Raw genomic sequence first — 12,054 nt, forward strand, 5'->3', positions numbered from 1 at the left:
CACAAAGGCCGAGCAACACCAGTTCACGCAAGGTAACGCTGCGTCACAAACCCGGCCGGCCGCCGTCGGCCTCCCCTCGACGGCCGTGGGGCACATTGGCACGCACCCGCCCTTGTCCGCAGCTCAATCCCGGGCGTGTCCGTGTCAAAGTGCCCCTGTTTGACCCTTGACACCGGTCAGTCCGCGCGGCGTTCGGCACCAAAGCCGGCCACGGCCCGGAACAGGGCCACCAGCCCGACGATGAAGCCGATGACCTGGCCCACGATGCCCAGCACCAGCAGGGTCCGTACGACGACGGGCCAGCCGGACCAGGTGCCGCTGAAGTCGAAGGGAAAGACTTCCCACAGCTGGACCATCGCGGGCACGCCGAGGGCCAGGACGGCCAGGTTGCCCAGGGCGTTGACCATGCGGGACGGGACCAGGAGGAAGACCAGGTGCGCCAGCATGGTTGCGACCAGCACCAGGGTCACCGCACTGAGGACGCGGGACGTGTCGGGAGTCAGGAACGGCACGGTCTGCCAGCCCGGCCACATGTGGATGGCCCACAGCAGGGCAGCGTTGATCACGACGGCGATGACGTGGCCGGCCGAAGTGGCGGCTGTCGCCTGGTCCACGCTCTTGGAGTTCCTGCCCACATCTACAGGCTGGTACCCGGCCACTGCATAAAGAAGTGACTAAGGTCCCCCGGCTGCCCCCTTATAAAAAATGCGGGGTCAGGTCCCTCCCCGGTAATGGGATAGGACCTGACCCCGCGCGGGAGCGTGGAAGAACTAGCGGGTGCTGCCGGCGAGGAGGCCGCGGCTGCGCAGGAGCCGCTTCTCGATGGGGGCGAACACCAGCAGTTCGATGAGGATTCCGACGCCGAGGATCAGCAGGATCGCGGACATCACCACTGACATGTCGGACAGCACGCGGCCCTGGTCCAGCAGCGAGCCCAGGCCGAAGCCGATGGTGCCGCCCACGGCGATGATTTCAGCGGCCATGAGTGATCGCCACGAGAAGGCCCAGCCCTGTTTCAGCCCGCCGAGGTATCCGGGAAGGGCGGCCGGGAGGATGACCTGCAGTGCCATCTGCAGCCGTGACGCTCCCAGGACGGTGCCGACGCGGCGGTACTGCGGCGGGATCTGGTCCACCCCGGAGATGAGACCGTTGATGATGGACGGGATGGCGCCCATGAACACCACGAAGTAGACGGTGGCGTCCGTCAGGCCGAACCAGATGATGGCCGCAGGCACCCAGGCCACGGACGGCAGCACCTGCAGGCCGGAGATCAGCGGACCGAAAGCCCGGCGCAGCGGAGCGACCTGGGCCAGCAGCAGGCCCACTGGTGTGGCAATGGCGACGGAGATGATGAAGCCCACCACGCCGCGCTGCAGCGAGGTCCACATGGCCTCCTGCAGCTTGCCTTCATTCCACAGAAGGCCCATCTGCCCCATAACGTCCAGCGGCCCGGGGACCAGGTCGCGGCGCTTGACCCCAAGGGACACATAGAACTGCCAGATGAGCACCAGGACCACCAGGGCAGCGACGGGCAGCAGGATCCGGCTCCAGTCGATCCGGTGCTTGCGCTCGGCGTCGGACTGCAGCGAGTCCAGCCCGGACTCAAGCTCCCGCAGGTCCTCATTCCCGGTGGAAGTCCGGGTCAAAGCGGCATGCACGTGCTCGCGGGTTTCGACAGGCTCAACCACCGGTTCTGACTCAGCAAGAGGCGTGGGGTTACTTGGCATGGCGGCGAATCTCCTCCCGCAGCCGGGCGGTGATGACCCCGGTCAGCTGGCCGGCGAGCCCGGCGTCGGTTCGGTGTTCCTCGGTGACGGCCCATTCCTGGACCACGCGGCCGGGGCGGGAGGACAGCAGCAGTACGCGCTGGCCCAGCCGCACGGCTTCACGGACGTTGTGGGTGACGAAGACGATGGTCCGCCCGGTTTCCTTCCAGATGCGTTCCAGTTCGTCATGGAGGAGGTCGCGGGTGATCGCATCGAGGGCGGCGAACGGCTCATCCATGAGCAGCAACTGCCGGTCCTGGGCGAGCGAGCGGGCCAGGGACACGCGCTGGCGCATGCCGCCGGACAGTTCGTGCGGGCGCTTGTCGCCCGCGGCGCCGAGGTGCACCAGCTCCAGGAGTTCCTGGGCCTTGGCACGCCGCTCGGCCTTGCCTACGCCGCGCAGCTTCAGCGCCAGCTCGATGTTCTCCCGGGCCGTGAGCCAGGGAAAGAGTGCTGCGTCCTGGAACATGAAGGCGGCACCGTCGCTGGGTACTTCCAGGGCTCCCGACGACGGCGCCTCCAGTCCCGCGATGATGTTCAGCAGGGTGGACTTGCCGCAGCCGGAGGCACCGAGGAGGGCAACGAACTCGCCCTTTTCGATGTTGGCGTTGACGTCGTCCAGTACCGGGGCGCCGTCGCCGAAGCGCTTGCCCAGGTGTTCCAGTACGACTGGCATGGTGCCGTCCTTAGGTAGTGGGTTGGTCAGTCCTGGCCGAGGCCGGCCGCGGAAATCTTGCTGGTGCCGGCGACTTCATTGAGTGCCTGGAGGTCGAAAAGCCCGCTGATCTCTGCCTGTCTGGTGGTGCCGGCGTCCACGCCGTCCTGCAGGAGCCGGGGGTAGGCACCCGCCAGCGGGTCAAGCGTGAAGGTGATGTTGGCCAGGGACCGGGCCAGGACGTCGTCGGCCAGCGCGGCGCCGGCGGATTCCTCCAGCGCTGAGTTGATAACCGCTGCTTTCTGGTCCGCGGGGGCTTCGTTCAGCCACGCCACCGACTTCGCGTGGCCTGCGAGGAGGGCCTTCACGGTGTCCGGGTGCTCGGCCGCGAACTTCTGGTTCACGATCAGGATGGTGGTGGGGAACTCGCCCGGTTTGCCGGTCCCGGTGCCGTCCCACAGGTCCTTCTCGTCCACCAGCACCTTGGCTCCGGCCTGGAGCACCAGGCGTGACGCCCACGGCTCGGGCAGCCACGCGCCGTCGAGCTTTCCGTCCTGGAACAGCTTGAGCGTCTGGGCGTTGTCCGTGGGGTTGATGGCCACGTCGCCGCTGCCGTCCACGTTGGTCTTGTAGCCTTGGGAGGTGAGCCAGGCGCGGAGGGCCACGTCCTGGGTGCCGCCAAGCTGCGGGGACGCGATGGTCCTGCCCTTGAGGTCGGTGGCCGAGGTGATCTCCGGCTTGACCACCAGCTGGGCGCCGCCTGCCGCGGCCCCGGCGATGACCCGGACGGATTCGCCCTGGCTCTTGACGAACGAGTTGATGGCGGGGTTGGGGCCGATGTAGGCGGCGTCGATGGCACCGGCGTTCAGCGCCTCGATGGCCGCCGGGCCCGCGTTGAAAGTCTCGGTGTTCAGGGTGGTGCTGCCCAGCGAGTCGGCGAGGAAGCCTTCTTTGATCCCCACCAGCGCCGGGGCGTGGGTGACGTTGCCGAAGTACCCGAGCTTCAGTTCGGCTGCGGGGGTGGGGGCAACGGCTTGCGCCTCGGTGTTGCGCGAAACGGTGGACGCGACCACGGCTCCGACGGCGATGAGCAGGACCAGTCCGATGGCCAGGGCGGCCTCGATGGCACGCTTGCGCTTGGGTACCGCGCTTTCGCCTGCCACGATGCGGGTCATCCCGGGCTTGGAACTAGTCATTGTTTCACCATAGGGAGTGACATATTCGCGTTCAATGAAGCCTAAACGGGGGGTCACGCACGTTCATCTAGCGTCACATTCGGACGCGGTGGCACCGGGATTGCGCGGTTCAGTTGCCCTTCACGTTGACCAGCTGCCGCAGCTTGTGCCGCACCGTCACGAGGTCCGCGGCGTCCTGCATCACTTGGTCAATCGGCTTGTACGCGGCGGGAATTTCATCGATGAATGCCTCCGACGCGCGGAATTCGATGCCGCGCATGGCCCGCTTGAGTTCCGCCAGGGTGAATGCCTTGCGGGCGGCGTTGCGCGAGTACTCCCGGCCCGCCCCGTGCGGGGACGAGTTCAGGGACGCCGGGTTGCCCAGGCCTTCGACCACGTACGACGCCGTACCCATGGATCCGGGAATGAGTCCGGGATCGCCGGGCTCGGCCTTGATGGCTCCCTTCCGGGAGACCCAGACCGGCTTGCCGTAATGCGTCTCCTGCCGGGTGAAGTTGTGGTGGCAGTTGATCCGCTCGCGCTCCTGCACCCGGCCGCCCACCCAGTGGCCGAACTGCACACTCACGCGGTCCATCATTTCCTCCCGGTTCAGGAGCGCGAAGTGCTGGGCCCAGCGCAGTTCGGCTATGTACCTGTCGAACTGGGGTGTCCCTTCGTCAAGGTACGCGAGGTCCGGGTCCGGCAGGTAGACCTGCTTCTTCCGGCTGACATGCTGTGCCACGCCGATGTGGTGCTGGGCGATCTTGTTGCCGATGCCGCGGGAACCAGAGTGAAGGAACAGCCAGACGTCCTGGTTTTCATCGGCACAGATTTCGATGAAGTGGTTCCCGGAGCCCAGGGAACCCAGCTGCAGCTCCCACTTCTCGACGTACTGCGCCGGGTTGAAGCCGGCCTTCGCAGCCAGTCCCTTGAGCTCGGCAATCCGGGGTTCCGCAGTGGGAAGCACCTTCTTGTTGTTGTGCCCGGCGGAGAGCGGGATGACGCCCTCGATGTCCTCCCGGATGCGTTTGAGGTCCTTCGGAAGTTCCTTGACCGAGTACTGGGTGCGGACGGCAATCATGCCGCAGCCGATATCCACCCCTACCGCAGCCGGAATGATCGCGCGCAGCGTGGGAATGACCGAACCAACGGTGGCACCCTTGCCCAGGTGCGCGTCGGGCATCAGCGCCAGGTGCGGGTAGATGAACGGCAGGCCGGCTGTCTTCACGGCCTGCTCGCGGGTTTGGCTGTCCAGGATGGAGGCCCAGTTCAGAAGCTTCGGGCTGATGGTTTCCATGCTCCGCCTCCCACTGCACGGCCCAGGACTAACGTAAGTCCTAGGCTAACCCGCACGTTAGAAGGAGATGCAGCATGGTGGACGTCCAGACCGAGATTGTCATCAACCGGCCGCGCGCCGAAGTTGCCGAATACACGGCCAACCCGGACAACGCGCCGCGCTGGTACGTGAACATCCATAAGTCGCAGCGGCTGACCGCGGGCCCCATCAGCACGGGCTCCAGGGTGGCGTTCACCGCCAAGTTCCTGGGGCGGGAGCTGAACTACACCTACGAGTTCGTGGAGTACGTCCCCGGCGAGAAGCTGGTGATGCGGACCGCGCAGGGGCCCTTCCCGATGCAGACCACCTACACATGGACGGACCACGGCGGCGGGACCCGGATGACCCTAGGCAACACCGGCAAGCCGTCCGGCTTCTCCAAGCTGGCCGGGCTGGTCATGGAGCCGATGATCCGCCGCGAGACCCGGAAGGACCTGGAACGGCTCAAGTCGATCCTCGAAGGGCAATCCGCATAACCGGCCTGGCACCGCATAACAGTTGCCGGGCAACACCGGTTATGCGGGCAGTGGCCGGTTATGCGTCATTAGATGCTGTAGCGCTCGTCCTCGTGGTCGCCCGGGTGGTCCTTGACCAGGCCGGCGGCCAGTGTATTGCCGTCCAGCGGGTCGATCACCAGGAACGCACCGGTGCGGCGGTGGTGCAGGTAGTTCTCGAGCGGCAACGGCGCGGCGAGCCGGAGCTGGGCGTGGCCGATGTCGTTCAGTTCCAGGGTGGATGCCGGCTCCAGCTTGAAGGACGCGAGATCCAGCTTTCCGGAGACGTTGCGGACCAGTGCCTGGACCGTGCGGGTGCCGTGCTTGACCAGCACCTTCTGACCCTCGCGGAGCGGCTTCGGGGACAGCCAGCACAGCGCTGCGTAGAGGTCTGCGGACGCTTCGCGGACCGTTCCTGCGGCAGCGATGGTGTCACCGCGGGCGACGTCGAACTCCTCCGCCAGGCGGATGGCGACGGACTGCGGGGCGGCGGCTTCCTCCAGCGAGGAGCCGGCGAAATCGATGCCCACCACGGTGGTGGTGCGCGGGTCCTGGCCGGGAGTCAGCACGGAAACCTTGTCCCCCACCTTGACTGAACCCTCGGTGATCTGGCCCGCGTAAGCGCGGTAGTCGCGGTAAGCCTCGACGTCCAGGCCGGCGGCAACGGCGTCGGGAGCCAGGGCGCCCTGCGGCCGGATGACCAGCTGCACCGGGAAGCGGAAACTCTCCAGGTGGCTTTCGAGTTCGTCCGCAGCGGGCAGGGTCTCCAGGACCTCCAGCAGCGCCGGACCGGTGTACCAGGGGGTCCGCTCGGACCGGTCCACCACGTTGTCGCCGTCGAGGGCGGACACGGGGATGACCAGCAGGTCGCTGATTCCGTCGGAGCCGAGGCCGAGTTCGCGGCCAACCTGCTGCACGTCCGCTTCAATGTCGCGGAACACGGACTCGCTGAAGTCCACCAGGTCGATCTTGTTCACGGCCACGATCACGTGTGCCACGCGCAGCAGCTGCAGCACGGACAGGTGCCGGCGGGTCTGCTCCAGGACGCCCTTCCGGGCGTCAATAAGTACGACGACGGCATCCGCGGTGGACGCACCGGTCACCGTGTTCTTGGTGTACTGCACGTGCCCGGGGCAGTCGGCCAGGATGAAGCTGCGGCGGTCGGTGGCGAAGTAGCGGTATGCCACGTCGATGGTGATGCCCTGCTCGCGCTCGGCGCGCAGGCCGTCGGTCAGCAGCGCCAGATCGATGCCGCCCTTATCCCCGCCGAAGCCGCGGTCCGCGGAGGTGCGGGCAACGGCGTCGAGCTGGTCAGCCAGGATGGCCTTGGAATCGTGCAGGAGGCGGCCCACCAGGGTGGACTTGCCGTCGTCGACCGATCCCGCGGTGGCGAACCGGAAGAGCGTGGTGGGCAGGGCCGTTTCGAGGTCGGCAGCCAGGGTGTCGGTGCTCATTTAGAAGTACCCGTCCTTCTTGCGGTCTTCCATGGCTGCCTCGGAGATGCGGTCATCTGCGCGGGTGGCGCCACGTTCGGTCAGGGTGGATGCGGCGACTTCGACCACGACGTCGCCCACAGTGAAGGCGTTGGACTCGACGGCTCCGGTGCAGGACATGTCGCCCACCGTGCGGTAGCGGACGGTCTTGGTGATGACTTCCTCGTGCGGCAGCGGCTGGGACACCTCGCCCACTGCGCGCCACATGCCGTCGCGGGCGAAGACCTCGCGCTCGTGGGCGTAGTACAGGCCGGGAAGCTCGATGTTCTCACGCTCGATGTAGCGCCAGATGTCCAGCTCGGTCCAGTTGCTGATGGGGAACGCACGGACGTGCTGGCCTACGGTGTGGCGGCCGTTGTACAGGTTCCACAGTTCGGGGCGCTGGTTGCGCGGGTCCCACTGGCCGAACTCATCACGGAGGCTCAGGATGCGCTCCTTGGCGCGGGCCTTGTCCTCGTCACGGCGGCCGCCGCCGAAGACGGCGTCGAACTTGTTCTGCTGGATCGCGTCCAGCAGCGGAACGGTCTGCAGCGGGTTGCGGGTGCCGTCGGCGCGCTCCGCCAGTTCGCCGCGGTCAATGAACTCCTGCACGGAACCCACCACGAGCTTCAGGCCCAGGCGCTCCACGGTGCGGTCGCGGAAATCGATGACCTCGGGGAAGTTGTGCCCGGTATCCACGTGCAGCACGGGGAACGGAACCTTGCCGGGCCAGAATGCCTTGGTGGCCAGGTGCAGCATCACCACGGAGTCCTTGCCGCCGGAGAACAGCAGCGCGGGCTTCTCGAACTCGGCAACAACCTCGCGGATGATGTGGATGGCCTCGGATTCGAGGGTGTCCAGGCTGGAGAGGCGCGTGGGGATTTCGACAGGCTCAATCACCGGAGCGTCGGTTGAGCCTGTCGAAACCAAAGTGTCATTAGAAGTGCTCATACGTGTAGTCCGCATTCTGTCTTGTTGGTTCCTGCCCAGCGGCCGGCGCGGGGGTCCTCGCCGGGAGCCACCTTGCGGGTGCAGGGCTGGCATCCGATGGACGGGTAGCCCTGGGACAGGAGCGGGTTGACGGGCAGGAGGTTGTCGTCGGAGTACTGGACCAGCTGGTCGAACGTCCAGGCGGCCATCGGGTTGACCTTGACCAGGCCGTTCTTCTCATCCCAGGTCACCAGCGGGGTGTTGGTGCGGGTGGGGGCCTCGTCGCGGCGGACGCCGGTGAACCAGAGCTCGTACTTGGCCAGGGTGCGCTGCAGCGGGGCCACCTTGCGGAGAGCGCAGCACTGGGCCGCGTCGCGGGCGAACAGGTCCTTGCCCAGGAGGCGGTCCTGCTGCTCCACGGTGTTCTCCGGGAGGACGTCCACCACGTTGACGCGGAGGTTCGCTGCCACCTCGTCGCGCGTGGCGTAGGTTTCCGGGAAGTGGTAGCCGGTTTCCAGGAACAGGACGTCGACGCCGGGCATCTGGTCCGCGACGAGGGCGGGCAGGACGGCGTCGGCCATGGAGCAGGCGACGGCCACGGCGGGCAGGTCGAAGTTCCGCTCCACCCAGGCGATCACGTCGCGGGCGGGGGCGTCCCAGCCGAGCTCGGCAGCGCCGGCTTCGGCGAGGGCCTTCAGCTCTTCCTTGGAACGGAGTTTCGGGGTTTCGGCGGCCTTGGTTTCGACAAGCTCAACCACCGCCGCTTCCGCTTCGGCAGGCGCGGCCACCGGGTCCACGCCAAGTGCATGCTTGCTCACTGCAGTGCCTCCTCGTCTGCTGCGTGGGCCCACTCTGCGAAGGTCTGTCCTTCGGAGCGCTGGGCCACGAACGTGCGGACAACGCGCTCCACGTAGTCCGGCAGGTCGTCGACGTACACCTTCAGGCCGCGGACGGTCCGGCCCAGGCCGGCTTCCTCGCGGTTGTTGTTGGCCAGCCCGCCGCCCAGGTGGACCTGGAAGCCCGGGGAGGGATCGCCGTCGGGCGTGGGAAGCATCATGCCCTTGAGGCCGATGTCCGCCGTCTGGATGCGGGCGCAGGAGTTGGGGCAGCCGTTGATGTGCAGGGACAGTGCCTGCGGCAGTTCACCGGACTCGGCGAGGTCCGCGAGGCGGCGTTCCAGCTCGGCAACCGCGGTGGCGGCGGTGTGCTTGGTCTCCACGATGGCCAGCTTGCAGTACTCGATGCCGGTGCAGGCGATGGTGCCGCGGCGGAACACGGACGGGCGGGCGGACAGGCCCAGGGCGTCCAGCTCGGCCACCAGCGGCTCCACGTGGTCCTTCTCGACGTCCAGGACAACGAGCTTCTGGTGCGGGGTGGTGCGCAGCCGGTAGGAACCGCGGGCCTCAAGGGTGTCCGCGAGCTTGACCAGCGCAGCGCCGGACAGGCGGCCGGCCACCGGGGTGGCGCCAATGAAGAACTTGCCGTCCTTCTGCTCGTGCACGCCCACGTGGTCGCCGGGGGTTGTGGGCTTGGGCGCGGCCGGGCCGTCGGCCAGCTTGTAGCCGAGGTATTCGTCCTCCAGGATCTGGCGGAACTTCTCCGGACCCCAGTCGGCCATCAGGAACTTCAAGCGGGCCTTGGTGCGCATGCGCCGGTAGCCGTAGTCACGGAAGATGCTCGTGACGCCGAGCCACACGTCGGCGGCCTGCTCGGGCTTCACGAAGGCACCCAGGCGCTTGCCGAGCATCGGGTTGGTGGACAGCGCGCCGCCGGCCCACAGGTCGTAGCCGACGCCCAGCTCGGGGTGGCGGACGCCCACCAGCGCGAAGTCGTTGATCTCGTGGACCACGTCCTGGCTGGGGTGGCCCGTGATGGCGGACTTGTACTTGCGCGGCAGGTTGGACAGCAGCGGGTTGCCGATGAACCGCTCCCCCAGCTCCTCGATCAGCGGGGTGGGGTCGATGATCTCGTCCTTGGCGATGCCGGCCACGGGCGAACCCAGGATGACGCGGGGAACGTCGCCGCAGGCCTCGGTGGTGGACAGGCCAACAGCCTCCAGCCGGTTCCAGATCTCGGGGATGTCCTCCACGCGGATCCAGTGCAGCTGGATGTTCTGGCGGTCGGTGAGGTCGGCGGAATCGCGGGCGAAGTCCACGGAGATCTGGCCGATGACGCGGAGCTGCTCGGTGGTGAGCGCGCCGCCGTCGATCCTCACACGGAGCATGAAGTACTTGTCTTCAAGCTCGTGCGGTTCAAGGGTTGCGGTCTTGCCGCCGTCGATCCCGGGCTTGCGCTGGGTGTAGAGGCCCCACCAGCGGAAGCGGCCGTGCAGGTCCTGGCCGGGGATGGCGTCGAAGCCTTCCTTGGCGTAGATGGTCTCGATACGCTCGCGCACGTTGAGGCCGTCGTCTTCCTGTTTCCAGGTTTCGTTGGCGTTCAGGGGCGTTTTGCCGTCAACTTTCCACTGCCCGTGCGGCTTTGCAGCGGGACGGGCAGGGCGGGCGGGGCGCTTGGTGGCAGCGGAGTCCGCGGACGCTCCGGCTAGAGCTGTATCAGTCATGCATCGACTGTAGGTCCCGCCGGAATGGCGTCACAAAGGCCCGGAAACGCTAAGTCACCTAGGGAAATATTTCGTCACGAAACGCCGGACGGCCTTGAAGAAGCCATCCTGCTGTGCATCGGCCGGCGCCGTTTCCTGGCGGTCAACGGGCTCTTCCGCGGGCACGCCGGCAGGTGCCGCGGCGGCTGCTTCCAGGGCTTTCGCGACGGCGGCGTCGTACCGTTCCAGGGCGATCTCGGCGAGCGCGGGGGACGGCAGCAGCGGCTCGGTCACCAGGTCGGCCCCGGCCTTGGCCAGCTGGTCGTGGAAGAAGCCGGGTGCCAGGAGGTAGGAGGCAATCACCACCCGCCCGCCGACGTCGACTCCTCCCGCGGACTCCCCCGCCCCGGCACCTCCTGCCAGCTCCTCGCGAAGCATGGCGACGGCGTCGGGCACGGACGGCTTGGCGGAGGCACCATAGGCGGCCACCATGCGGTTGGACCGCAGCTGCCGCAACTGCCCCAGCAGCTCTTCCACGCTCTTGGCCGCGTTCGGGTTGGACGAGCCGGCAGCGGCGAGGACCACCACGTCGTTGTCCGTGACGCCGGCCTCGCGCAGCCGCTGGTCAAGCAGCGCGGCGAGGCGCGGATCCGGCCCCAGGGGTGCGGCGGCCGCACTTCCGGGCCGGCTCTTTACGGCCCGCGCAATGTCCACCTTCACGTGGTAGCCCACGCTGAGCAGCAGGGGCACCACGACGGCGGACTCCCCCGCCGGCAGTCCCGCCACCACATCCACCAGGTCGGGCTGCTGGACGTCCACATACGCTTCCCGAACGTCCAGGCCGGGGCGGAGTTCGGCGATGGCGGCACGCAGCGCGTTGACCTCGGCTGCTCCCTGTGCGTTGGACGTCCCATGGGCGCAGGCGATCATGATGGGGCTGTTCATAGGGGCTAGCGTAACGTTGGAGCCGCCCTGTCCGAACCTCTTTGAATTGCCGGGACGCTCCATGACATTCGCTTTTGACATCGCCCTGGTCTGGCTGGACCTGGCGGGTGTCTTTTTCTTTGCGGTCTCGGGGTCCCTGCTGGCGGCGCGGAAGCGGTTCGACATCCTGGGCTCGCTCCTCCTGGCCTCACTCGTGGCCCTGGGCGGCGGCGTCATCCGCGACATCATCCTCAACACCGTTCCGGCGGCCTTCACCAACCCCGCCTACCTGGTCCCGCCGCTGCTGGCCACGGTCCTGGTGTATTTCCTCTTCTCCAGCGTCCAGCGCTTCACCTCGCTGCTGGTCCTGTTCGACGCCGGTGGACTGGCGCTGTTCTGCATCACGGGGACGCTGAAGGCGCTCTCCTTCGGCATGAACCCGTACGCGGCAGTCCTGCTTGGCGTGGCCACCGCTGTGGGCGGCGGGCTGCTGCGGGACATCACCGCGAACGAGGTGCCCCAGCTGTTCAACGCCCGGGAACTGTACGCGCTGCCGGCGTTCAGCGGGGCGGCCCTGACCTCCCTGCTGTGGGTCTCGGGCTTGTTCAACACGGGGACCGCCGTCCTTGTGGCGGCTGTGGTTTTTGCCTTCCGGGTGGTGGCGTGGCGCCGGTACTGGTATGTTCCGCTGGCTGTCCGGGGGTGGCACCGCAACGGCTCCGACGGCGGCGAATCACGGGGCGGCGATTAGCTAGGATATGAG

The 12,054-nt window shown here is 67.3% G+C and carries 12 protein-coding genes; 2 read left to right on the top strand and 10 right to left on the bottom strand.

What is annotated here, in order from left to right; all coding sequences use genetic code 11:
* Positions 1–176: 176 nt before the first annotated feature.
* From ACJJV6_RS02610 to ACJJV6_RS02630, 5 genes are all read right to left on the bottom strand, one after another.
* Positions 177–635, bottom strand: a complete 459-nt coding sequence (locus tag ACJJV6_RS02610) for a hypothetical protein (protein ID WP_407709878.1) — start codon at positions 633–635, stop codon at positions 177–179.
* 135 nt (positions 636–770) lie between these two features.
* The gene (locus ACJJV6_RS02615) at positions 771–1,727 is read right to left on the bottom strand and encodes an ABC transporter permease (protein WP_035753414.1); all 957 of its coding nucleotides are present in this window, start codon (positions 1,725–1,727) and stop codon (positions 771–773) included.
* The gene (locus ACJJV6_RS02620) at positions 1,717–2,442 is read right to left on the bottom strand and encodes an ABC transporter ATP-binding protein (RefSeq protein WP_009358877.1); all 726 of its coding nucleotides are present in this window, start codon (positions 2,440–2,442) and stop codon (positions 1,717–1,719) included. The genes ACJJV6_RS02615 and ACJJV6_RS02620 overlap by 11 nt, the downstream gene beginning before the upstream one ends.
* 26 nt (positions 2,443–2,468) lie before the next feature.
* Positions 2,469–3,596 carry an ABC transporter substrate-binding protein gene (locus ACJJV6_RS02625; protein ID WP_407710457.1) on the bottom strand — a complete coding sequence of 376 codons (1,128 nt, stop codon included), beginning with the start codon at positions 3,594–3,596 and terminating at the stop codon, positions 2,469–2,471.
* 130 nt (positions 3,597–3,726) lie between these two features.
* Positions 3,727–4,893: an RtcB family protein gene (locus ACJJV6_RS02630; protein WP_407709879.1), complete on the bottom strand. Its 1,167-nt coding sequence runs from the start codon at positions 4,891–4,893 to the stop codon at positions 3,727–3,729.
* A gap of 74 nt (positions 4,894–4,967) precedes the next feature.
* Here ACJJV6_RS02630 and ACJJV6_RS02635 point away from each other — a divergent pair, with 74 nt between their 5' ends.
* The gene (locus ACJJV6_RS02635; protein WP_407709880.1) at positions 4,968–5,408 is read left to right on the top strand and encodes an SRPBCC family protein; all 441 of its coding nucleotides are present in this window, start codon (positions 4,968–4,970) and stop codon (positions 5,406–5,408) included.
* A 68-nt stretch (positions 5,409–5,476) separates the two neighbouring features.
* Here ACJJV6_RS02635 and ACJJV6_RS02640 read toward each other — a convergent pair whose 3' ends face one another.
* The 5 genes from ACJJV6_RS02640 to ACJJV6_RS02660 are packed head-to-tail and all read right to left on the bottom strand — an operon-like array spanning position 5,477 to position 11,312.
* Complete coding sequence (locus ACJJV6_RS02640; RefSeq protein ID WP_009358873.1) at positions 5,477–6,880, bottom strand: sulfate adenylyltransferase subunit 1; 1,404 nt, start codon at positions 6,878–6,880, stop codon at positions 5,477–5,479.
* Positions 6,881–7,849: a sulfate adenylyltransferase subunit CysD gene (gene cysD / locus ACJJV6_RS02645; RefSeq protein ID WP_035753410.1), complete on the bottom strand. Its 969-nt coding sequence runs from the start codon at positions 7,847–7,849 to the stop codon at positions 6,881–6,883.
* On the bottom strand, positions 7,846–8,586 hold the full coding sequence (locus tag ACJJV6_RS02650; protein ID WP_052014160.1) for a phosphoadenylyl-sulfate reductase: 741 nt from the start codon (positions 8,584–8,586) through the stop codon (positions 7,846–7,848). Before ACJJV6_RS02650 ends, cysD begins: the two co-directional genes overlap by 4 nt.
* 56 nt (positions 8,587–8,642) lie before the next feature.
* Positions 8,643–10,388 carry a nitrite/sulfite reductase gene (locus tag ACJJV6_RS02655; RefSeq protein WP_009358870.1) on the bottom strand — a complete coding sequence of 582 codons (1,746 nt, stop codon included), beginning with the start codon at positions 10,386–10,388 and terminating at the stop codon, positions 8,643–8,645.
* A 54-nt stretch (positions 10,389–10,442) separates the two neighbouring features.
* The gene (locus tag ACJJV6_RS02660) at positions 10,443–11,312 is read right to left on the bottom strand and encodes a sirohydrochlorin chelatase (protein WP_009358869.1); all 870 of its coding nucleotides are present in this window, start codon (positions 11,310–11,312) and stop codon (positions 10,443–10,445) included.
* A gap of 61 nt (positions 11,313–11,373) precedes the next feature.
* Here ACJJV6_RS02660 and ACJJV6_RS02665 point away from each other — a divergent pair, with 61 nt between their 5' ends.
* Positions 11,374–12,042: a trimeric intracellular cation channel family protein gene (locus ACJJV6_RS02665; protein ID WP_009358868.1), complete on the top strand. Its 669-nt coding sequence runs from the start codon at positions 11,374–11,376 to the stop codon at positions 12,040–12,042.
* The last annotated feature ends 12 nt before the right edge of the window (positions 12,043–12,054 follow it).

It is taken from the genome of Arthrobacter nitrophenolicus, assembly GCF_045833485.1.
Taxonomy (GTDB): Bacteria; Actinomycetota; Actinomycetes; order Actinomycetales; family Micrococcaceae; genus Arthrobacter; species Arthrobacter nitrophenolicus.